This window comes from Bradyrhizobium sp. USDA 3240 (genome assembly GCF_054063295.1).
Genome location: NZ_JBSSGD010000002.1, coordinates 5,512,992 through 5,533,586 on the forward strand (window position 1 = coordinate 5,512,992; position 20,595 = coordinate 5,533,586).

Annotated in this window: 19 protein-coding genes; 12 read left to right on the forward strand and 7 right to left on the reverse strand. The window is 64.6% G+C overall.

The annotated features are described in order from the left end of the window. Position 1 precedes the first annotated feature (1 nt). Positions 2-1,117 carry an acyltransferase family protein gene (locus tag ACVIGA_RS26680; protein WP_456668600.1) on the forward strand — a complete coding sequence of 372 codons (1,116 nt, stop codon included), beginning with the start codon at positions 2-4 and terminating at the stop codon, positions 1,115-1,117. Between the two features lie 118 nt (positions 1,118-1,235). Here ACVIGA_RS26680 and ACVIGA_RS26685 read toward each other — a convergent pair whose 3' ends face one another. Further along, positions 1,236-1,931 (reverse strand): DUF1013 domain-containing protein, encoded by a 696-nt coding sequence (locus ACVIGA_RS26685; RefSeq protein ID WP_050405544.1) that lies wholly within the window; start codon positions 1,929-1,931, stop codon positions 1,236-1,238. A gap of 229 nt (positions 1,932-2,160) precedes the next feature. Here ACVIGA_RS26685 and ispH point away from each other — a divergent pair, with 229 nt between their 5' ends. The 3 genes from ispH to rnhA are packed head-to-tail and all read left to right on the forward strand — an operon-like array spanning position 2,161 to position 4,570. Then, positions 2,161-3,135: a 4-hydroxy-3-methylbut-2-enyl diphosphate reductase gene (ispH, locus tag ACVIGA_RS26690; protein WP_223966682.1), complete on the forward strand. Its 975-nt coding sequence runs from the start codon at positions 2,161-2,163 to the stop codon at positions 3,133-3,135. A 5-nt stretch (positions 3,136-3,140) separates the two neighbouring features. Then, positions 3,141-4,121, forward strand: coding sequence for a homoserine kinase (locus ACVIGA_RS26695; RefSeq protein WP_456668601.1), 981 nt, complete (start codon positions 3,141-3,143; stop codon positions 4,119-4,121). Then, positions 4,109-4,570: a ribonuclease HI gene (gene rnhA / locus ACVIGA_RS26700; protein ID WP_456668602.1), complete on the forward strand. Its 462-nt coding sequence runs from the start codon at positions 4,109-4,111 to the stop codon at positions 4,568-4,570. The genes ACVIGA_RS26695 and rnhA overlap by 13 nt, the downstream gene beginning before the upstream one ends. A gap of 189 nt (positions 4,571-4,759) precedes the next feature. Here the strand turns inward: rnhA and ACVIGA_RS26705 are convergent, their stop codons facing one another. From ACVIGA_RS26705 to ACVIGA_RS26730, 6 genes are all read right to left on the reverse strand, one after another. Then, positions 4,760-5,245 carry a peroxiredoxin gene (locus tag ACVIGA_RS26705; RefSeq protein ID WP_223966688.1) on the reverse strand — a complete coding sequence of 162 codons (486 nt, stop codon included), beginning with the start codon at positions 5,243-5,245 and terminating at the stop codon, positions 4,760-4,762. A gap of 108 nt (positions 5,246-5,353) precedes the next feature. Beyond that, entirely contained in the window at positions 5,354-5,911 is a 558-nt protein-coding gene (locus ACVIGA_RS26710; protein ID WP_456668603.1) for a DUF924 family protein, read from the reverse strand. A gap of 27 nt (positions 5,912-5,938) precedes the next feature. Then, positions 5,939-7,621, reverse strand: coding sequence for a long-chain-fatty-acid--CoA ligase (locus tag ACVIGA_RS26715; RefSeq protein ID WP_456668604.1), 1,683 nt, complete (start codon positions 7,619-7,621; stop codon positions 5,939-5,941). Between the two features lie 165 nt (positions 7,622-7,786). After that, positions 7,787-9,160 (reverse strand): D-alanyl-D-alanine carboxypeptidase family protein, encoded by a 1,374-nt coding sequence (locus ACVIGA_RS26720; RefSeq protein WP_374707959.1) that lies wholly within the window; start codon positions 9,158-9,160, stop codon positions 7,787-7,789. A 251-nt stretch (positions 9,161-9,411) separates the two neighbouring features. Then, the gene (locus ACVIGA_RS26725) at positions 9,412-11,190 is read right to left on the reverse strand and encodes a glucan ABC transporter ATP-binding protein/ permease (protein ID WP_456668605.1); all 1,779 of its coding nucleotides are present in this window, start codon (positions 11,188-11,190) and stop codon (positions 9,412-9,414) included. 312 nt (positions 11,191-11,502) lie between these two features. Further along, positions 11,503-12,558 (reverse strand): ABC transporter substrate-binding protein, encoded by a 1,056-nt coding sequence (locus ACVIGA_RS26730; protein WP_456668606.1) that lies wholly within the window; start codon positions 12,556-12,558, stop codon positions 11,503-11,505. 262 nt (positions 12,559-12,820) lie between these two features. Between ACVIGA_RS26730 and ACVIGA_RS26735 the strand changes: the two genes are divergently transcribed. From ACVIGA_RS26735 to ACVIGA_RS26770, 8 genes are all read left to right on the forward strand, one after another. After that, complete coding sequence (locus tag ACVIGA_RS26735) at positions 12,821-13,255, forward strand: hypothetical protein (RefSeq protein ID WP_375777206.1); 435 nt, start codon at positions 12,821-12,823, stop codon at positions 13,253-13,255. 123 nt (positions 13,256-13,378) lie between these two features. Continuing rightward, on the forward strand, positions 13,379-13,792 hold the full coding sequence (gene hisE / locus ACVIGA_RS26740; RefSeq protein ID WP_456668607.1) for a phosphoribosyl-ATP diphosphatase: 414 nt from the start codon (positions 13,379-13,381) through the stop codon (positions 13,790-13,792). Between the two features lie 63 nt (positions 13,793-13,855). After that, positions 13,856-14,437, forward strand: a complete 582-nt coding sequence (locus ACVIGA_RS26745; RefSeq protein WP_223966697.1) for a YqaA family protein — start codon at positions 13,856-13,858, stop codon at positions 14,435-14,437. A gap of 124 nt (positions 14,438-14,561) precedes the next feature. Further along, positions 14,562-15,065, forward strand: coding sequence for a hypothetical protein (locus ACVIGA_RS26750; protein WP_456670896.1), 504 nt, complete (start codon positions 14,562-14,564; stop codon positions 15,063-15,065). 171 nt (positions 15,066-15,236) lie between these two features. Further along, the gene (locus tag ACVIGA_RS26755) at positions 15,237-16,208 is read left to right on the forward strand and encodes an NAD(P)H-dependent flavin oxidoreductase (protein ID WP_420968630.1); all 972 of its coding nucleotides are present in this window, start codon (positions 15,237-15,239) and stop codon (positions 16,206-16,208) included. Positions 16,209-16,303: 95 nt separating this feature from the next. After that, complete coding sequence (locus ACVIGA_RS26760) at positions 16,304-17,077, forward strand: thioesterase family protein (RefSeq protein ID WP_456668608.1); 774 nt, start codon at positions 16,304-16,306, stop codon at positions 17,075-17,077. A 215-nt stretch (positions 17,078-17,292) separates the two neighbouring features. Next, the gene (locus tag ACVIGA_RS26765) at positions 17,293-19,434 is read left to right on the forward strand and encodes an ATP-binding protein (protein WP_456668609.1); all 2,142 of its coding nucleotides are present in this window, start codon (positions 17,293-17,295) and stop codon (positions 19,432-19,434) included. Between the two features lie 167 nt (positions 19,435-19,601). After that, complete coding sequence (locus ACVIGA_RS26770) at positions 19,602-20,558, forward strand: alpha/beta fold hydrolase (protein WP_456668610.1); 957 nt, start codon at positions 19,602-19,604, stop codon at positions 20,556-20,558. The last annotated feature ends 37 nt before the right edge of the window (positions 20,559-20,595 follow it).

The window sequence follows — 20,595 nt, forward strand, 5'->3', positions numbered from 1 at the left end:
GATGAGACCAGGTCCTGTGCTTGTGGAAGGCGAGCTCGCGTTGCAACGTGACAGGATCGGGGAGCTCGACGGGCTGCGCGCGATCGCGTTGCTGATCGTCGTCATCTGGCACTATTTCGGCGCGCCGGACGGTCCGCAGGGCTCGCCATGGAAGCTGCTGCATGTCGGCCGCTTCGGCGTCGACCTGTTTTTCATTCTGTCCGGCTATCTCATCACCGATATTCTGCTGCGCCACCGCGCGGCCGAACGATATTACTCGGCCTTCTACGGCAGGCGCGCGTTTCGCATCTGGCCGCTCTACTACCTGATGTGCGCTGGCGCTCTGATCGGCTGGTATTTTTCGTTAAGTCCCGATCTGTTCGACACCAGGGGCGTGCCCGGCTGGCTGTATCTGTTCGGCTTGCAGAATTTCGGCATGGCCAAGGCGCAGACCGATGGTGCTTACTTTCTGGCCGTGACCTGGTCGCTTGCGATCGAGGAGCAGTTCTATCTGCTGTTTCCGTTGCTGGTCCGGAACATTCCACCCGAGCGGCTGTTCGCGATCCTGCTCGTGCCGATCCTGATCTGTCCGATCGGGCGCCTGATCGATAGCGCGCTGCCGGACGCCTATGGCTGGTACGTGCTGCCGCAATTCAGGATCGATTCCCTTGCGATCGGCGCGCTGATCGCCTGGTGGCGCCTCTATCGCAAGCCGGATGCCGAGGTCTCCAGGCGCGTCGCCGCCATCCTCAAATGGTCGATCATCTCGCTTCCCCTGCTGTGGCTGTTCGGGTGGAAGCGCTGGTCGGTGGCGTTCTCGCACACGCAGGTCGAGATCTTCTTCGGTTCTCTGCTGTTTGTCGTTCTGGAAAATCGCGGCTCGCCAAAACTCGCACTGCTGCGCAGTTCGGTCGCGACCTTCTTCGCCAGGACGTCTTATGCGGCGTATCTCACCCACCACGTCATCCTGTACCTGTTGTTCGCCGTGCTGCATCAACCGAGGACGGTCGGGAGCCTTGCCGGCCTCTCGCTGACCTTCGGCGCGCTCGCGCTGACGTTCGCCCTGTGTGCCCTGAGCTATCGATACTTCGAACGTCCGCTGCTCGACTTCGCCCACCGGCGCTTCTCGTTCGGGTAGGCCAAAGCGGTCCCCGGCGCGCCGCTCGCGGGATCAAGGCTGCGCGTGCCGCAAACAAAAACGCAGCGGGTTGCCCGCCGCGTTTCGTATCGTGATCTTCGAGAAACGCAGCCCGCGCTTACTCCTCGTCGTCGGCCTTCTTGCCGCCGATCGTCTTCAGCTTGGCGAACACGGCATCGACATTGAGATCGTCGTGCCGCTCGATCGGCTGATCGTCGAGCTCGTCCTTGCGCGTGGTCTCGGAGGCCGGCAGCAGCGTGGCGCCGCCGTAGACGGTCGTGGTCGGCTTCTCCTTGGCGGCGCGCTGCACCTCGAAATCGAGCTCGATCTGCGAGCACAGGCCGAGCGTCACCGGGTCCATTGGGGTCAGGGTCGACGCGTTCCAGTGGGTGCGGTCACGCACGCTCGCGATCGTGGTCTTGGTGGTGCCGACCAGACGCATGATCTGGGCGTCCTTGAGCTCGGGGTGGTTGCGCACCAGCCAGAGGATCGCGCTCGGCCGCTCATGGCGGCGCGACACCGGGGTGTAGCGCGGGCCTTTCTTCTTGGCGGCGGTCGGCAGCACCACCTTGCTCTCCTGGAGCCTGAGACGGTAATTCTGGTCCCGCTCGCCGCGCTCGATCTCCTCGCGGGTCAGCTGGCCGTTGGAAATCGGGTCCATGCCCTTGATGCCCTGGGCGGCGTCGCCGTCGGCGATGGCGCGCACCTCCAGGGGGTGCATTTTGGTGAAATCGGCCACCTGATCGAACGTCAGGGCGGTATTATCGACCAACCACACGGCAGTCGCCTTCGGCATCAGCGGTGCGTTGCTCATGGCAAATCTCCTTTGTGCTTCGCCCACCTCTGTAGAGGCGAAGCTGGTAGTCATCGGCGATGACGGGAATTATAGGGCCTATATAAGCCCTCCGGGGGGAATGGCGCAATGGGCCAGCAAAATCGCCTTGACAGCGCCCGAAAGCAGTCCCAAGTCCTTATCCTAACTGGCCGTTCCCCGCCCGCCGGCGAGGGGTGATTCGGTCCCGAGATTGCCCCGAGACAGCCTGATGTCAGCGAAAAAACCCGATCTTAGAATCGTGCTTTGTTCCCCCCGCGGCTTTTGCGCCGGGGTGGTCCGCGCCATCGATACGGTCGAACGCGCGCTCACCATTTATGGTGCCCCGGTCTATGTCCGGCACGAAATCGTCCATAACAAGTATGTGGTCGACAGCCTGAAGACCAAAGGCGCCATTTTCGTCGAGGAACTGGCCGAAATCCCCGATGATACCAACGCGCCGGTGGTGTTTTCGGCCCACGGCGTTCCCAAGTCGGTTCCGGCCGAGGCCAAATCCCGCAATTTCTTCTCGCTGGACGCGACCTGCCCGCTGGTGACCAAGGTCCACCGCGAGGCGGCGATCCATTTCAAGCGCGGCCGCGAGATCCTCCTGATCGGGCACTCCCATCACCCCGAGGTGGTCGGAACCCTGGGCCAGCTGCCAGAGGGCGCCGTGACCCTGATCGAGACCGCAGAGGATGCCAAAACCTTCGTGCCGAAGGATCCCGACAACCTCGCCTTCGTGACCCAGACCACGCTGTCGATCGACGACACCGCGGAGATCGTGGCGCTGCTCAAGCAGCGCTTCCCGAACGTCAACGGTCCGCACAAGGAAGACATCTGCTACGCCACCACCAATCGCCAGCTCGCGGTGAAGAAGGTGGCGCCGGTAGTTGATGCCCTGATCGTGGTCGGTGCGCCGAACTCGTCGAACTCGCAGCGCCTGCGCGAGGTCGCCGAGCGCGAAGGCTGCCCCATTGCGATTCTTGCCCAGCGTGCCAGCGACATCGACTGGAGCAGGTTTGAAGGCATCACGAGCCTCGGCATCACCGCGGGCGCTTCGGCGCCGGAAGTGATCGTCGAGGAGATCATGGGCGCCTTCGCCGAGCGCTTCGAGCTTCACGTGGAGACGGTCTCGGCCGCGGAAGAGAACGAGTTCTTCCCGCTGCCGCGTTCGCTGCGGCCCGACGCTGCCGCCGCGGAATAGACTATATGGCGGTTTACACCGACGTTGCCGCCGAAGACCTCGCGGAATTCCTCAAGAGCTACGACATCGGCGAACTGCTCTCCTACAAGGGCATCGCCGAGGGCGTCGAGAATTCGAACTTCCTGCTGCACACCAGCCAGGGCGCCTACATCCTCACGCTCTACGAGAAGCGCGTGGCCGAGGACGACCTGCCGTATTTCCTGTCGCTGATGGCGCATCTCGCCGCGCGCGGGGTGTCGTGCCCGCAGCCGGCGCGCAACCGCAGGGGTGAGGTCTACAGCCGGCTCGCCGGCCGGCCGGCGGCGATCATCAACTTCCTCGAAGGCATGTGGCCGCGGCGGCCGAACGTGGCGCATTGCTCCGGCGTCGGCGAGGCGCTGGCCAGGATGCATCTGGCTGGCCGCGACTTTCCGCTGGTCCGCAACAACCCGCTGTCGGTCTCCGGCTGGCGGCCGCTGTTCAATCTTGCCGCCGCGCGGGCCGACAGCGTGCAGCCGGGTCTGCACGACTTCATTGCGCGCGAGCTCGATCATCTCGAAGCCGCGTGGCCGGCGGATCTGCCGGTCGGCGTGATCCATGCCGATCTGTTTCCCGACAACGTCTTCTTCCTCGGCGACAAGGTCTCGGGCCTGATCGACTTTCCGTTCGCCTGCAACGACATCCTGGCCTACGACGTCGCGATCTGCCTCAACGCCTGGTGCTTCGAGCCGGATCATTCGTTCAACGTTACGAAGGCGCGCGCGCTGCTCAATGCCTATGGCCGCGAGCGGCAATTGTCGGGGCCTGAACAGGCCGCGCTGCCGCTGCTCGCGCGCGGCGCCGCGCTGCGTTTCCTGCTGACGCGCCTGGTCGATTTCCTCAACGTGCCCGAGGGTGCGCTGGTGCAGCCGAAGGACCCGCTGGAATACGTCCGTAAGCTGCGCTTCCACCAGAACGTCGCTGCTATCAACGACTACGGCATCCCGCCGACCGGATGCACGGCGTGAGCGACAAGCCGCATGTGATCGTCTTCACCGATGGTGCCTGCTCCGGAAACCCCGGACCGGGCGGCTGGGGCGCGATCCTCAGATTCGGCGACGTCGAGAAGGAATTGAAGGGCGGCCAGGCCCACACCACCAACAACCAAATGGAGCTGATGGCGGCGATCTCGGCGCTGGAAGCCCTGAAGAAGCCCTGCGTGGTCGACCTCACCACCGACAGCCAATACGTCCGCCAGGGCATTACCGCCTGGATCCATGGCTGGAAGCGCAACGGCTGGCGCACCGCCGACAAGAAGCCGGTGAAGAATGTCGAGCTGTGGCAGCGCCTCGACGCCGCGCTGAAGCCGCACGAGGTGCGCTGGCACTGGATCAAGGGCCATGCTGGCCACGCCGAGAATGAACGCGCCGACGAGCTGGCGCGCGAGGGCGTGGCGATGGCGCGGTTGAAGGGGTAGGGCGCGCCGTCGCGTCCGCGATTTCTGCTATCGCCATATCCAAAAACTGTCATCGCCCGCGAAAGCGGGCGATCCAGTATTCCAGAGACAGTGGCAATTGAAACGTGAGGCCGCGGCGTACTGGGTTGCCCGGTCCATGTGCGCAATTGCGCACAGGTCGGGCAACGACAGTGTGCGCGCGGCGTCAGCTCAGAGCTGCCCGAGCAGCGTGTCGCCGCCGGAGACCTCGACCTTGCCCGGAGCCGGCTCCTTGTTGAGCTTCTTCACCACACCGTCCTCGACCAACATCGAGTAGCGGTGGGAGCGGATGCCGAGACCGTTGCCGGAGGCGTCGAGCTCCATGCCGATCGCCTTGGCGAAGTCGGCGTTACCGTCGGCCAGGAAGACGGCTTCGTCGCGCTGGTCGGTGTCGCGCTTCCAGGCATTCATCACGAAGGCATCGTTGACCGAGACGATCGCGATGGTATCGACGCCCTTGTTCTTCATGGCATAGGCGTTGAGGAAGATGCTCGGCAGATGCATCTTGTGGCAGGTGCCGGTGTAGGCGCCGGGCACTGCGAACAGGGCGACCTTCTTGCCCTTGAAAATGTCTTCGGTGGTTTTGACCTGCGGACCCTCGGCGGTCATTACGCGAAACTTGGCTTCCGGCAGCTTGTCGCCAACATTGATCGTCATCGTTGTTCTCCCTCGGTGAAGCGGAATTGTCTTAAACCCGGCCGTGGGATCGCACAATACGAGCTGATGGAGGAACGGCAATGCCGGAAGCCGGTCACCGTTCCGTCATCAGCCGGAAAACCCGCCGGCGTCGAGAAAGGCCTGTTCGTCGGCCGTGGTTTCCCGGTCCAGCACCCGGTTACGGTGCGGGAAGCGGCCGAACCGGCGGATGATGTCGGCGTGGTCCTCGGCATATTTCAGGTTGTCGGGATGGCAGTCGTATTGCCGGAACAGCGTCACGCAGCGCTGCTGGTCGTCGAGGTCTTCCGAATGCTCGAAAGGCAGATAGAGGAATTCGCGCAGCACCGGGTCGGTCCGCGCATCGACGCCGCGGTCGATGGCGCGCCTTGCCACGTCACGCGCCAGCGCATCACTTGAAAAGGTCCTGGCGTCGCCTCGAAACAGGTTTCGCGGAAACTGGTCGAGCACGATGGTCAGCGCCAGCGCGCCGTCGTCGCTCGCCTCCCATGACGACAATTCGCCGGCAGCCGCCTTCTGCCAGGTGGCAAGGAAGCGGCTGCGGATTTCGGCATCGAAAGTGTCGTCGTGCCTGTACCAGCGATCGCGGCCGGCTTCTCGCCAGAACGCCATGACGTCTGCAGGCGTCGCGATGCGAGCGTCAGTCATGTTTGTCCAACGCCCGCGTCACCTGCTTCAGGCCGCGGCCTTCTTCTCGTCGCGCAGCTCGCGGCGCAGGATCTTGCCGACATTGGTTTTCGGCAGGTCGGCCCTGAACTCGATCTGTTTCGGCACCTTGTAGGCCGTGAGCTGGGTGGCGGCGAACTTGATGATGTCCTCGGCGGTGACGCTCGGGTCCTTCTTGACCACGAAGGCCTTCACGGCCTCACCGGACTTCGCGTCGGGGACGCCGATCACGGCGCATTCGAGCACGCCCGGATGGCTCGCCAGCACTTCCTCGATCTCGTTCGGATAGACGTTGAAGCCCGAGACCAGGATCATGTCCTTCTTGCGGTCGACGATCTTGGTGTAGCCCTTCTCGTCCATCACGCCGATGTCGCCGGTGCGGAAATAGCCATCCGCCGTCATCACCTTGGCGGTCTCGTCAGGCCTGTTCCAGTACCCCGACATCACCTGCGGGCCCTTGGCGCAGATTTCGCCGGCTTCGCCGAGCGGCAGTTCATTGCCGTCGTCGTCGCGGATCGAGAGCCAGGTCGAGGGGACCGGAAGGCCGATGGTCCCGGAGAACTCCGTGATCGTCGCGGGATTGCACGTCAGGGTCGGCGAGGTTTCTGACAGACCATAGCCTTCCGACAACGAGATTCCCGTGACTTTCAGCCATTTTTCAGCGACCGGCTTTTGCGTCGCCATGCCGCCGCCATTGGCGATCTTCAGCTTGGAGAAATCCAGCTTGTCGAAGCCTGGCGTGTTCAACAGGCCATTATAGAGCGTGTTGACTGCCGGGAAAAAGCTGACCTGGTATTTCGCCAGCTCCTTGATGAAGCCGGCCATGTCGCGCGGATTGGGGATCAACAGATTGGTGCCGCCGGAGCGCACGCCCAGCAGGTAGCACGCCGTCAGGGCGAAGATGTGATAGAGCGGCAGCGCGCAGACGATGACCATCTGGTCGACGATCGGCGGCTTCTTCAGCGCCGGCTGCAGCCAGGCGTCATTCTGCAGTACGTTGGCGAGCACGTTCTGGTGGATCAGCGTGGCGCCCTTGGAAACGCCCGTGGTGCCGCCGGTGTATTGCAGGAAGGCGACGTCCTGGCGCGTCAGCACCGGCTTGTTGAGCTTCATGCCGCGGCCGGCCGACAGCGCCTCGTTGAAGCCGACCGCACCCGGGATCGACCAGGCCGGCACCATCTTCTTCACCCGGCGCACCACCAAGTTGACGATCACGCCTTTGAAGCCGAGCAGGTCGCCCATGCTGCCGACGATCACCTGCTTCACCGCGGTGTTAGGCAGCACCTTCTGCACGGTGGTGGCGAAGTTCTCCAGCACGATGATCGCTTCCGCGCCGGAATCCTTGAGCTGATGCTCGAGCTCGCGCGGGGTATAGAGCGGATTGACGTTGACCACGGCATAGCCGGCGCGCAGCACGGCGGCGGTCGCGATGGGATATTGCAGCACGTTCGGCATCATCAGCGCGACGCGTGCGCCCTTCTGCAGGCCCTTGCTCTGCAGGTAGGCGCCGAGCGCCGTCGACATCTCGTCGAGCTCGCGATAGGTGATCGCCTTGTCCATGCAGATGAACGCCTTGCGATCGGCGAACTTCTTGAAGCTCTCTTCCAGCAATTCGACCAGCGACGAATATTGCGTGACGTCGATATCGGCGGGCACGCCGGCCGGATAATGCTTGAGCCAGATGCGCTCCATAATGGCTATTCCCTCTCTAAAATTTTGGCTGACGTCCCGGATTGCTTCCGGATTTTCCGGTCCTTGACCGTGTTATTTCAGGCAGTATTGAGCGATGCCGCGGCCAATGGCAAGCCGCTGCGCGCTATCGACGCATTGGGAATTCGGAGAGGGCCGGCGTTCTGCTTAGCCTGCCGGCTTGGCGTCGGCCTTCGGCTTCTCGGCCTTGGGCTTCGCAGCAGGCTTTGCCGCCGCCGGCTTGCCGGCAGGCTTTGCGGCGGCCGGCTTGTCCGCGGCGGGCTTCGCAGCTGCGGCATCCGGCTTGGCGTTGGCGTGACGCACCGGCTTGGCCGCCGGCTTGTTGTCTGACTTGGAAGCGCTCTTGGCATCACCCTTGGCGTCATCAGCCGCATCGGACTTCTTGCCGGCGACACGGGTGTGCTTGCCCTTGGCGCGCTTGGCCGGCTGCAGCTTCTCGGTGTCGGCATCGACCGCGGCGATCAGCGCAGCCCCGGTCTTGGTCGGTCCCGTATAAACCACGACCGGTTCGGACGCCGCCGCCGGCTGCGCCAGCATGTCGGCCGGTTTGGTCGGCATCGCGGCCTGCAGGCCCGAGGCGAAGAAGCTCACGCCGCTGTCGCCGTTAGTGCTCGCGCCGGCGCTGGCGACGGTGTCTTCTCCGTCCTCGTCGCTGGCGGGCCGCTTGTGCTTGGCGCCGCACATCTCCTCGCGCAGGTTCGGCGGGGTGGTATCGATCGGCACCAGATTGTCGACGGTGCCGAGCGAGGGCCGCAGCCACGCCAGCCCGTTATTGGCAAAGCCGCGATCCAAAAGCTGTGCGGCGCGGATCGCGCGCATGCGGCCCGAGGAAGCGCCGAGCACCACGGCGATCAGCCGCTTGCCGTCGCGCGTCGCCGACGCCACGAGATTGTAGCCGGAGGCGCAGATGAAGCCGGTCTTGAAGCCGTCGGCACCGGGATAGCGGCCGATCAGCTTGTTGAAGTTCTGGGTGACGCGGCGGCCGAAGCGGATCGACGGGATGTGGACGAAATACTCGTATTCCGGCAGGTCGCGGATGATGGCGCGGGCGAGGATCGCCATGTCGCGCGCCGAGGTGATCTGGCCGTCGGCGGGCAGGCCGTTCGGGTTGACGTAGCTCGTTTGCGTCATGCCGAGCTTTTGCGCGGTCTGGTTCATTTCGCCGGCAAAGCCGTCGATCGAACCGCCGATGCCCTCGGCCAGCACCACGGCCATGTCGTTGGCCGACTTCACCAGCATCATCTTGAGCGCGTTGTCGACGGTGACCTGGGTGCCGGGCCGAAGGCCCATCTTCGAGGGCGACTGTGATGACGCAGTCGGCGACACCGTGAGCAGCGTGTCGAGCGACACCCGGCCATCCTTGACCGCCTTCAGCGTCACATAGGCGGTCATCAACTTGCTAAGCGAGGCCGGATACCACGGCATCGTGGCGTTGTCGGCCTGCAGCACCTTTCCGGAATCGGCCTCGACGACCAGCAGCGCCTCGGCTTGCGCGATCTGCGGCGTTGCGATGGCGAGCATCGCTGTGGCCAGAATCCATTTCAACGAGGGGCGCAGCGGGCGAGGAAAATACACGACGGTTCCGGTCCTTTGAGACCCGCCTTCGAGAAGGAGGTCTTGCGATGTGACGTACGGGTTTCAAGCGTGTCCGGCGCCGCATTGCGGCGATGCAAACCTATACCGGCTTGCTAACAGAGAACAGAGGCCGGCCAATTATATCGTGGACGAAATCGGCTGAATTTCGGCAGCCGCCTCAATTGGAAAGGGGAGAATTATGGTGCCTCGATGCCGGCGCGCGCCTGTTCCTGGACCATGAACTGGGCCCGCGCCAGTTCGGCAAAACGCCCGCCTTTCGCCACCAGTTCATCGAAAGTTCCGCTTTCGATCACCCGTCCCTGGTCGAACAACAGGATGCGCGTGGCGTAGCGGATGGTCGAGAGACGGTGCGCGATCGCGAAGGTGGTGCGGCCCTTCATCACTTCGTCGAGAGCAGCATTCACCTTGGCCTCGGTGACGGCGTCGAGCGCGCTGGTCGCCTCGTCGAGGATCAGGATCGGCGGATCCTTGAGCAGCGCACGCGCAATTGATAATCGCTGACGTTCGCCGCCGGACAGCATGCGGCCGCGCTCACCGGCATGGGTGTCGAACTTCTTTTCGCTGCGCTCGATGAAATCCAGCGCCTGAGCGCGCGCCGCGGCGATACGCAGCTCCTCGTCGGTCGCATCGGGCTTGCCGACGCGCAGATTGTCGGCGAGCGAGCGGTTGAACAGCAGCGCTTCCTGGAACACGACGCCGATGTTCCGCCGCAGCGCCGTCAGCTTCAGCGCGCGTATGTCCATACCGTCGATCTTGATGATGCCGGATTGCGGATCGAACGCGCGATGCAGCAGCGCGATCGCGGTGGACTTGCCGGCGCCCGTCGAGCCGACCAGCGCGATGGTCTGGCCGGGCAACGCGGTGAAGCTGAGATCCTCGATCGCCGGCCGCTTGCCGTCATAGGAGAACGAGACGTCGTTGAATTCGACCAGCCCCGACAGCCGGCCGGGATCGACCGCGCCGGGCCGGTCGCGCACCGCCGGCACCGCATCGAGTACGTCGAAGAATTCCTGCAGGCGAGGTGCTTCCATGAACACGTTGTTGATGAAGCTTACCACCTGCTCGAGCTTCTGGATCAGCATGGTGGCGAAGGAGACGAACATCACGATCTCGCCGACCGTGGTGAGGCCCTCATTGTGGAGCGCGATGCCGACCGTGAAGATCGCGAGCACCGTGATCGTGGTCGAGGCGCGTGTGATCACGGTGACCAGCGCCCACCATGACAGCACCGGCATCTGCACCGCGAGCAGCTTGTCGGCGACGTAGCGCAGGCCCTGCACCTCGGAATCGATCCGCACGAAGCTCTGCACCAGCGCGACATTGCCGAGCGCGTCGGAGGCGCGCGCCGAAAGATCGCTGTAATAGGCCTCAACCTCGCTCTGCATGCCGTAGGTCTTGCGCACCACCAGCGTGGTCAGCACGGTGAACACGACACAGAGCGCGAACAGCAGGATCGCCAGCCGCCAGTTGATGTAGAGCGCGAGCGGCAGCAGCACGATCAGCGACATGATCGCGGCGAAGTGTTCGCGGAAGAAGCCGAGCCAGAGCCGCCACAGCGCGTCGGTGCCGTTCAGCATCACCTTCATCAGCCGCCCGGAATGGGTGCCGGAGTGGAAGGTCAGCGGCAGCTGCAGGATGTGCTCGAAATAATCCGTCAGCACTGCCTGGCGCTGGCGGTGCGCGAGACGGTCGGCCTGTAGTGCTACGACCGCGCTGCAGCCGATCGTGAACAGGCCGAACGCCGCCCAGGCCGCGAGCAGCGGCCACGCCGAGGAGGTCGCGAACAGCCCGGTGACCGGCCGGCCCGACAGCACGTCGACGATCTTGCCGAACAGCACCGGCTCGGCGAATTGCGCAGTGGCGAGCAGCATGTTGGCGGCGGCGAGGATCCAGCCGAGCCGCGCCTCCTTGCCGAGCAGTTCGAGGACGCGGGTGTAGAGGCGAAGCATGGACATGCCGGCGGGACTCGTCAGCGGTGGGCGCCCGGTCAGGCGGGATGCAATTTAATCAGGGTTCGCCAGCGAGGGCCAGCGGTGACAGCGCGTCATGCTCAGGCCGACGGAGATTGCGGCGAGCGGCTCCCTACGCCGTCGTCCTGGCGGAAGCCAGGACCCATAGCTACCGAATTTGGTTGTGAATTTGATTGTGAGTGGGATAGCGGCCCCAGCGTCGCGCCACAACAAACGGCTGGGGTAATGGGTCCTGGCTTTCGCCAGGACGACGTTGAACATTCGGTGCCGCCTCGTCGGTAGTGCATTCGCGTGCGGTCAATTCACCAGCCGGCCGTCGATCGGCGGCAGGAATTGGTCGTCGAAGATGTCGGCGGCGTGCGGCCGCTTCTGGAATTTGAAGTCTTCCGCGAGCTGGTCGACCGACCGCTCGAAGCGCTCCGCCTCGATGCCGCCGAGGCCGTTGCGCTTCACCTCGCCGGTCAGGATGTTGTCGCGGATGATGGCGCCCAGCCGCTCAAGCTCGAGATCGCGCGAGCCGCCATCCATCCGGCTCACCACCTCGCCGGCGGCACGGGCCGGGTCCTTGACCGCGAGGTTGGTGCCGCCGATCACCGCGCGCACGAAGCCTTTCACCGCGTCCGGCTTAGCCGCCGCAAGGCGCGGGCTGACGATCACGGCAAAGCCATAGGCTTCGCAGCCATAGTCGGCGAAGCGCAGCACCGCGAGATCGTCGGCGGGCACGCCGCGATCGCGCAGATTGATCGCCGAGAGATAGGAGAAGCCGGTGACGGCATCGATCTGGCCTGCGGAGAGCATCGGCTCGCGCACCGCGGCGCTGATCGTGTTCTGCTTCACGCTCGCAAGCTTGATGCCGTTCTGCCTGGCGACCGCGGGCCACAGCCGGATCGAGAGGTCGCCCTCGGCGACGCCGAGGTTCTTGCCTTGAATGTCGGTCAGCGCCTTGATGCCCCGGCTTTTGCGGGCGATGATCGCATAGGGCGCCTGGTTGAACAGCACGAACACCGCCTTGACGGGCGCCGCACCAGGCTTGTCGCGAAAGCGGATCAGCGCGTTGATGTCGACGAGGGCGAAATCGCTCGCGCCGTCGGCGACGCGCGCGATGGCGTCCGCCGAGCTGGTGGCGACGTTGGTGCCGACCGCAAGGCCCTCGGTGCTGAACAGGCCGCCGGCCGACGCCATCACGAATGGGGCCGCGGCGGCATCAAGCGGACGGTCGAGCGTGAACTGGATGGTGATCGGCTGCGGCGCGTCGCCGGCGCGCAGCGGTGTGACGGCCGGCCACACGCCGCCCGAAAGGCCGATCATGCCGGCCAGTATCCAGCGGAGAACGGTGGTCCGACTTACCTGCATCATGACATCCGGGAGGCGAGACAAAGTGCCGCGCCGGCTGCGCCTGCTTCATGACATCGAATGCGCCAGGGCAGGGTGCAATTCAAGCATCAATTTCAAGCGTTGTTTGCATGCATTCTGCCCCAGGGAAGGTGAACGGCCGATGACTGCCTCGATTTCACCTCAGGTTGTTCAGCTTGCATTCGGTTTGGGGAACCTAATCTAGAGGCAGTGGTTAGCTAACCAGGGCCCGTCGGGCCGGCTTCCACAAAGGATGACTGCAATGTTTGCGCGAAAAGGTGTTTTTTCGTCCATTGGCCGCGCAGCCACATTGGCAACGGTTGCCGCGGTGGCGTTGACGGCCGTTGAGCCGACGATGGCGTTCGCAGGCTCTGCGCCGGCGGGCAAGGCGGCGGCCGTGACCACGTCGCACGGCACGAGCGGCGCGACCGACATCAGCGCGCGCCGTCGCTACTATGGCGGCGGTGGCGCGGCTGCCGCGGCTGCGTTCGCCGGGATCGTCGGCACGGGCCTGGCAATCGCCGCAGCCCAGAACCGTCGCGACTATTACGACTCCTATGGCTACTACGATGGCGGCCCGGGCTACGGCGGCCCAGCCTATTATGGTGGTGGCCCGGCCTATTACGGCGGCGGACCGTATTATGGTTATCACGGCTATTACGGGCGCCGCTCGGCACTGCCCTATACGCCGTATTGACGCCGGCGTCGGTTCTCAGAACTGTCACAAAAGATCGAATCCACCGGCTGCGAGGCCGGTGGATTTTTCGTTGTCGGCTGGCCCGTTAACACGCTGGCGACGCGTTTCGATTAGGCTCGTAGGATGAGTGATTCGATCGAGCGGCTTTACCAGGCGGTGATCGCGGCCAAGGATCTTGATCCGGCTACGTCGCGCACGGCACGGCTGTTCCATCGTGGGCCGGCCAAGATGGCCAAGAAGCTCGCCGAGGAAGCGGTCGAGGTCGTGATCGACGCCGTCACCGGCAAGCCGGACGCCGTCGTCCGCGAGAGCGCGGACCTGCTCTACAATCTCACCGTTCTCTGGGCGTCGGTAGGCGTGAAGCCCGAGGATGTCTGGCGCGAGATGGCGCGGCGCGAGCGGCTGCTCGGGATCGCCGAGAAGCTCCCGAAGTCGCCGGTCAAGGTCTCCAAGGCCCTGCCCAAGACCGCGCCCGTTCCGGTGGTTCGGCGTCGAATTGTCGCGCTGGAGAACCGGCTGCGCAAACGGCAGTCGTAAATCAACCAAATTCGATTCATTCCCGGCATGGACAAATCCGCTCCATGATGGTTCATCGCGCCCATGTTGAAACGGATTTACGACTGGTGCGTCGCGGCGGCCGACAAGCCCTACGCACTCTGGATTCTCGCGGCCGTCGCTTTCGCCGAGAGCTCCTTCTTCCCGATCCCTCCTGACATCATGCTGTTGCCGATGTCGCTGGCGCGGCCGAAGCGGGCCTGGTGGTTCGCGGCCGTCTGCACCGTCGCGTCGGTCGCCGGCGGCGTGCTCGGCTACGCGATCGGCGCGCTGCTCTACGACTCGCTCGGACAATGGCTGATCCATCTCTATGGCCTCTCCGACAAGGTCGACGCGTTCCGCGCTTCCTATGCCGAGTGGGGTGCCGTGATCATCCTCGTGAAGGGGCTGACGCCGATCCCCTACAAGCTCGTGACGATCACGTCGGGCTTTGCCGGCTACAACATCTGGCTGTTCATCCTGTGCTCGATCGTCGCACGCGGCGGCCGCTTCTTCTTCGTCGCGGTGCTGCTCAACCGCTATGGCGATATCATCCGCGCCGAACTCGAGAAGCGGCTTGGCCTGTGGGTCGCGATCGGCGCGATCGTGCTGGTGCTGGGCTTTGTTGTCGCATTCAAGCTGATCTGACCAAAGTTCTAGCCGTTCGCGTCTTTGCTCGCGGACGGCTTCGGACTACGGTCGTTGTGTTGGCTGATGGAATCGACGACCGGTGAATCTCGCGAGACTCAATCCCGCCAGGGCGCGCGTTGCGATGACGGGCCTTGCGCTGTCGATGGCGCTGCCGGCAATGGATAGCGCGTGGGCGCAGACTGCGCCGCCCGCGCTCGGCGTGCAGTCGCCGGCGCAGCAGTCGCAGCCTGTTGAAGTTCAGCCGCAACCGATCGAACTACCGCCCGTGCCCGTCGAGCGAGAAAATCCCGGACTGATCAACGAAATCGGAAAGCTGTTTGAGAAATCGAAGTCGGCGCTGCCGTCATTGAAGAGCCCCAGCGAGACCATGAACGATCTATCCAACATCGCGCGCCCCTCAACGGTGGTGACTGGACGCGCCGCCTGCGTGGTGGCCTCCAACGGTGCGCCGGACTGCAAGATCGGCGCCGATCGATTGTGTCAGAGCAAGGGGTTCAAGGAGGGCAAGGGCCTCGACACCGACGCCTCGGAGAAATGCTCGCCGCTGGTCTATCTGCCCGGCCACAAGCGCGGCCCGAACGACTGCAAGACGGAAAATTTCGTGACACGGGCAGTCTGCCAATAGAGGCGATCGAAACCGCGTCTGGGATGCCAGATGCGCCCGAAAACACGGACATCTGGATGAGGTTTTGTCATCCTTTTGCAGCGCCAAAACGCAATCCTTGACAGTGGAAAGATTGCCTTGTTGGTATGACGCTCAGCATTCGAGACCAACCAACTTGAGGATCCGCCGCCTATGTCCATGCCTGCTCTGTTCAAGGGCCGCCTGTCTCTTCCCGTGATCGGGGCGCCGCTGTTCATCATCTCGGTGCCCGACCTCGTCATCGCCCAGTGCAAGGCCGGCGTGGTCGGCTCGTTTCCGTCGCTGAACGCGCGGCCGCCGGAACTGCTCGACGAATGGCTGTACCGGATCAAGGAAGAGCTTGCCGCCTACGACAAGGCGCATCCGGAGCGGCCGTCGGCGCCGTTCGCGGTGAACCAGATCGTGCACAAGTCGAACAACCGGCTCGATCACGACATGGCGCTTTGCGAGAAGCACAAGGTGCCGATGATCATCTCCTCGCTCGGCGCGCGCGAGGAGCTCAACCAGGCCGTCCACGGCTGGGGCGGCATCGTGTTCCACGACGTGATCAACCAGAAGTTCGCACACAAGGCGATCGAGAAGGGCGCCGATGGCCTGATCCTGGTCGCGGCCGGCGCCGGCGGTCATGCCGGCACGCTGTCGCCGTTCCCGTTCGTGTCGGAGACGCGGCAGTGGTTCGACGGGCCGATCGCATTGTCGGGCACCATCGCCAACGGCCGCGCCATTCGCGCCGCGCGCATCATCGGCGCCGACTTCGCCTATATCGGCTCCGCCTTCATCGCGACCAAAGAGGCAAACGCGGTCGAGGGCTACAAGAGCATGATCACCAATTCGTCCGCCGAGGACATAGTCTACTCCAATTTGTTCACCGGTGTGCACGGCAACTACCTGAAGCCGTCGATCGTCGCGGCCGGCATGGATCCGGAAAACCTGCCGACCTCCGATCCCTCGAAGATGAGCTTTGGCACCGACTCCTCCGGCGAGCGCGCCAAGCCGAAGGCCTGGAAGGAGATCTGGGGCTCCGGCCAGGGCGTCGGCAGCATCTCCAAGGTGGTGCCCGCGGCCGAGCTGATTGGCCGGTTCAAGAAAGAGTATGACGAAGCGGTCGATCCGGCGCTTGCCTAAAGCACGGTGACCAAGATGGATCACCGCGCTTTAGCTTTCTGTTTGAGCATGATCTTTTCGGAAAACCGCTCCACACTTTTCCGGATCATGCTCTGATGGAGCCGATCTTTCGCGTTGATGGCGACCGCGTCGTCACCAGTCCCGATGCCGCGGGTCCGTGGGACCCGCGGATGCAGCACGGTTCCGCGCCGGCCGCGCTGGTGGTGTGGGCTGCCGAAGCGATCCCCGCGCCGGTGCCGATGCGGATCGCGCGGGTCACCATCGACTTGATGCGTCCGGTGCCGGTGGCGCCGCTGACGGTCTCGAGCGAGATCCTGCGCGATGGCCGCAAGATCCAGCTCTGCGGCGTCAGGCTGCTCGCCGACGGCGTCCTCGTCGTCTCGGCCACCGTGCTGAAGATCAAGCAGCAGACAGCCGAGCTGCCGCCCGATATCGCAGCCCTTCCGGTCGATCTGCCGGGGCCCAACGAAAGCACGGTCGAGCCGGGCAATCTTGCGAACAGTCCGTTCACGAAGAACATCTCGATGCGGGCCGCGCGCGGCCGCTTCGGCGTGCTGGGCCCGGGCGCGATCTGGTTCCGCATCAAGCAGCCGCTGATCGAGGGCTCCGCCGTCTCGCAGGCGATGCGTGCGGTGGTCGCCTCGGATTTTTCCAACGGCGTTTCGCCGGCGCTCGATTTCAACCAGTGGACCTTCATCAATGCCGACCTCACCGTGAGCCTGGCGCGTGAGCCGGTCGGCGACTGGGTCCTGCTCGACAGCGAAACCTGGATCGGGCCTGACGGTGCGGGGCTTGCGATGTCGCGGCTCGCCGACCAGCGCGGCTATTTCGGCAGGGCCGTCCAGAGCCTGGTGATCGAGCGGCGCTAGCGCCGGACCCGTTTCACCCACCACGATGGAAGGGCAGCCCGCGGCGGCCGCCCTTGCGCAAAAATACCCCCGCGCGTCCGGAACGGTTGGCGGCACCAACGAGTTTTGGTCTCGTTAGGGGGTGTCATGACGCGCATCGATCTAGCCGCCGGTTTCCTGGCCAAGGCCGTCCGGCGGCCCTGTGCGTTGCGGGCGGCTGGTATCGGTGCTGTGCGGTGGCCCGGAGCCACGCGGTGAAGCCCGGCCCGTCCTCGGAACGCGCGGTCATCCTCGCCGCGAGCGAGCGGGACGCCGTCAAGACCGCCCACCTGATCAAGGAAGCCGGCTACTACGCCAACATCTGCGGCGACCTCGCCGAGTTCGAGCGCCAGGTCGCAAGCGGGGCCGGCCTTGCCATCATTGCCGATGAGGCGATCAGGACCGCCGACCTTGCCGACCTGACGCGCTGGCTGAACGAGCAGCCGTCATGGTCGGATTTTCCCATCGTGCTGATGAGCGAGAAGGGCGGGCCCGAGCGCAATCCCGAAGCGGCACGGCTCGGCCGCGCGCTCGGCAATGTCACCTTCATCGAGCGGCCGTTCCATCCGACCACGCTGGTGAGCCTGGTCGCCGCGGCGGTGCGCGGCCGCCGCCGCCAGTACCAGACCCGCCAGATCCTGGAAGACCTGACCGAGAGCGAAGACCTGTTGCAGACCGCGCTCGATGCCGGCCATCTCGGCGCGCTCGAACTTCATCTGCCGGATTTCGAGCTCGAGCCGTCGCCGACCTGCAAGACATTCTTCGGGCGCAAGCCTCGCGGTCCCTTCACCTATCAGGATCTGCTCGAGGCGGTGCATCCCGATGACCGCGCCCGCCGCAGCGAAACCGTCGAGCAAACGCTGCGCACCGGTGCGGATTACCGGATCGAGTATCGCATCATCTGGCCCGACGGCACCCAGCACTGGCTCGACGTGCGCGCCCGCGCGGTGCGCCGGCCCGACGGCAGCATCCGATCGCTGGTCGGGGTCTGCTCCGACATCACCGCGCGCAAGACCGCGGAGATCGAGCGCGAGGCGTTGCTGGCGCAGCTCGCCGCGGAACGCACCGCGCTCGCCGAGCTCACCGCGACGCTGGAGCAGCGGGTCGAGCAGCGCACCGCCGACCTGATGAAGGAGGTCGCCGCGCGCGAGCGGGCGCAGGAACAGCTCCGCCATGCGCAGAAGATGGAGGCGATCGGCCAGCTCACCGGCGGCGTCGCGCACGACTTCAACAATCTGCTGATGGCTGTGATGGGCAATCTCGATCTGCTGCGCAAGCGGATGCCGGAGGACCCGCGCCTGCGCCGGCTGGTCGATGGCGCGTTGCAGGGCGCCGAGCGCGGTGCCTCGCTGACGCAGCGGCTATTGGCCTTCGCACGGCAGCAGGATCTGCGCGCGGTGCCGGTCGATCTCGGCGCGCTGGTGCACGACATGAGCGAATTGCTCGAACGCTCACTCGGGCCGCGCGTCACGCTGCGGCTCGACATCCCGGACGGACTGCCGGCGGCCTGCGTCGATATTAACCAGCTCGAACTTGCGGTGCTCAACCTTGCGATCAATGCGCGCGATGCGATGCCCGATGGCGGTGTGATCGAGATCGGCCTCGCGGCCTGGCAGGCCAAAAACGATCCCGCGCTGCAGCCGGGCAACTACCTGAAACTGTCGGTGGTCGACAGCGGCAGCGGCATGTCGCCGGACGTGCTGAAGCGAGCGATCGAACCGTTCTTCTCGTCAAAGCCGGTGGGCAAGGGGACCGGGCTGGGCCTATCGATGGTGCATGGGCTCGCGGTGCAGCTCGGCGGCGCGCTGCAGCTGTCGAGCGCGGTCGGCAAGGGCACCACGGCTGTGCTGGTACTGCCGGTCGCGACTGCCGTGCCGGCGGCCGAGAGCCCGGCGCCTGCGGTGCAGAAGGTCAAGCGCTCGGCGGTGATCCTGCTGGTCGACGACGATCCGCTGATTGCGATGTCGACCATGGAGATGCTGGAGGACCTCGGCCATCGCGTGATCGGCGCCAGTTCCGGACCGCACGCGCTCGATATCCTCAGGAGCGACCAGGAGATCGACCTGATGATGACCGATCACGTGATGCCCGGCATGACCGGCCTCGAACTCGCCGCGGCCTCGCGCGAGTTGCGCCCGCATCTCGTCGTCCTGCTCGCCACCGGCTATGCCGAACTGCCCGACGGCACCCAAGTCGACCTGCCGCGGCTGGCCAAGCCCTACCACCAGGATCAGCTGCGCGAGCGGCTCGATCAACTGCTGGGACAGGGTGCTGGTCCGCACACTGCCGCCAGCGCCGACAGTCTCGCCACGCCTTCCAATCTCTCCCCGTCACACTGAAAGCCGCGCTTGCGCGGCGCCTCGACACACTGCCGCGAACCGCTGCCGCGCGGCTGACAATGTCGGAAATGTGATCTGCGCGCGATGGCCGCGCGGGAGGATAAGCGCGTCACCGGTGTTGCTTACATCACGTCGAGGAACGACGAGCACCACGTGGGAGCTGCGTTATGAAGGTATTCATCCGACTGGCGGTCTTTGCCGTTCTCGCCGGCATGGCCATGCAGGTTGCGGCAAGCGACCTGCAATCGAGCCGGCGATCGATTTCGTATCACACGGTGGACGTTCACGGCCTCAACATCTTCTACCGCGAAGCTGGGCCGGCCGACGCACCGGTCGTGCTGTTGCTGCACGGCTTTCCTTCCTCATCGCGGATGTGGGAGCCGCTGCTGCCTCTGCTGGCGGATAAATATCATATCATCGCCCCTGATTATCCCGGATTCGGCAACAGCAGTGCGCCTGCGCCGTCCAATTTTGAATACACCTTCGACAATCTCGCGCGCGTGACGAGCGAGTTCGCGACAAAGCTCGGTCTTGGTCACTATGTGCTGTTCATGCAGGACTATGGCGGGCCCGTCGGTTTCCGTCTGGCGCTTGCCCATCCCGAACGTATCAGCGCCATCATCATCCAGAATGCGGTCGCCCACGAACAGGGTTTGGGCCCGGTTTGGGAAGCGCGCAGGAAATTCTGGGCGGATCCGGCAGGCGAGCTCGACAAGCTCAAGGCCAACTTCACCTCCGCCGAGGCGACGCGTTTGCGTCATGTCGGGACGAGCCCGCATCCCGATCGCTACGATCCGGATATGTGGGGTGACGAATCCGCGTTTCTGGCCCGCCCGGGCCAGGCCGACATCCAGGCCACGCTATTCCTGGATTACCGGACTAACGTTGCCTCCTATCCGCTCTGGCAGAAATGGCTTCGCGAGACGCAGCCGCGAACCCTTGTCCTCTGGGGCAGATACGACCCGTCCTTCATTGTCGCCGGTGCAACCGCCTATGCCGGGGATGTACCGAAAGCCGAGGTGCACATCCTGGACGCCGGACATTTCGCCCTCGACGAAGCGACCGACGAGATCGCCACGCTGGTTCGCGATTTCCTTGCGCGTCTGGACCAGCACAAGGAATGATGTCGAAAATCTGCCGCCGTCAGGTTGACCGGTTGAG

What these genes read in the sequence shown, in the direction of transcription:
- ACVIGA_RS26680 (WP_456668600.1), top strand. Translation starts at nt 2, where the DNA reads ATGAGACCAGGTCCTGTGCTTGTGGAAGGCGAGCTCGCGTTGCAACGT.
- ACVIGA_RS26685 (WP_050405544.1), bottom strand. Translation starts at nt 1,931, where the DNA reads ATGAGCAACGCACCGCTGATGCCGAAGGCGACTGCCGTGTGGTTGGTC.
- ispH (WP_223966682.1), top strand. Translation starts at nt 2,161, where the DNA reads ATGTCAGCGAAAAAACCCGATCTTAGAATCGTGCTTTGTTCCCCCCGC.
- ACVIGA_RS26695 (WP_456668601.1), top strand. Translation starts at nt 3,141, where the DNA reads ATGGCGGTTTACACCGACGTTGCCGCCGAAGACCTCGCGGAATTCCTC.
- rnhA (WP_456668602.1), top strand. Translation starts at nt 4,109, where the DNA reads ATGCACGGCGTGAGCGACAAGCCGCATGTGATCGTCTTCACCGATGGT.
- ACVIGA_RS26705 (WP_223966688.1), bottom strand. Translation starts at nt 5,245, where the DNA reads ATGACGATCAATGTTGGCGACAAGCTGCCGGAAGCCAAGTTTCGCGTA.
- ACVIGA_RS26710 (WP_456668603.1), bottom strand. Translation starts at nt 5,911, where the DNA reads ATGACTGACGCTCGCATCGCGACGCCTGCAGACGTCATGGCGTTCTGG.
- ACVIGA_RS26715 (WP_456668604.1), bottom strand. Translation starts at nt 7,621, where the DNA reads ATGGAGCGCATCTGGCTCAAGCATTATCCGGCCGGCGTGCCCGCCGAT.
- ACVIGA_RS26720 (WP_374707959.1), bottom strand. Translation starts at nt 9,160, where the DNA reads ATGCTCGCCATCGCAACGCCGCAGATCGCGCAAGCCGAGGCGCTGCTG.
- ACVIGA_RS26725 (WP_456668605.1), bottom strand. Translation starts at nt 11,190, where the DNA reads ATGTCCATGCTTCGCCTCTACACCCGCGTCCTCGAACTGCTCGGCAAG.
- ACVIGA_RS26730 (WP_456668606.1), bottom strand. Translation starts at nt 12,558, where the DNA reads ATGCAGGTAAGTCGGACCACCGTTCTCCGCTGGATACTGGCCGGCATG.
- ACVIGA_RS26735 (WP_375777206.1), top strand. Translation starts at nt 12,821, where the DNA reads ATGTTTGCGCGAAAAGGTGTTTTTTCGTCCATTGGCCGCGCAGCCACA.
- hisE (WP_456668607.1), top strand. Translation starts at nt 13,379, where the DNA reads ATGAGTGATTCGATCGAGCGGCTTTACCAGGCGGTGATCGCGGCCAAG.
- ACVIGA_RS26745 (WP_223966697.1), top strand. Translation starts at nt 13,856, where the DNA reads ATGTTGAAACGGATTTACGACTGGTGCGTCGCGGCGGCCGACAAGCCC.
- ACVIGA_RS26750 (WP_456670896.1), top strand. Translation starts at nt 14,562, where the DNA reads ATGACGGGCCTTGCGCTGTCGATGGCGCTGCCGGCAATGGATAGCGCG.
- ACVIGA_RS26755 (WP_420968630.1), top strand. Translation starts at nt 15,237, where the DNA reads ATGTCCATGCCTGCTCTGTTCAAGGGCCGCCTGTCTCTTCCCGTGATC.
- ACVIGA_RS26760 (WP_456668608.1), top strand. Translation starts at nt 16,304, where the DNA reads ATGGAGCCGATCTTTCGCGTTGATGGCGACCGCGTCGTCACCAGTCCC.
- ACVIGA_RS26770 (WP_456668610.1), top strand. Translation starts at nt 19,602, where the DNA reads ATGAAGGTATTCATCCGACTGGCGGTCTTTGCCGTTCTCGCCGGCATG.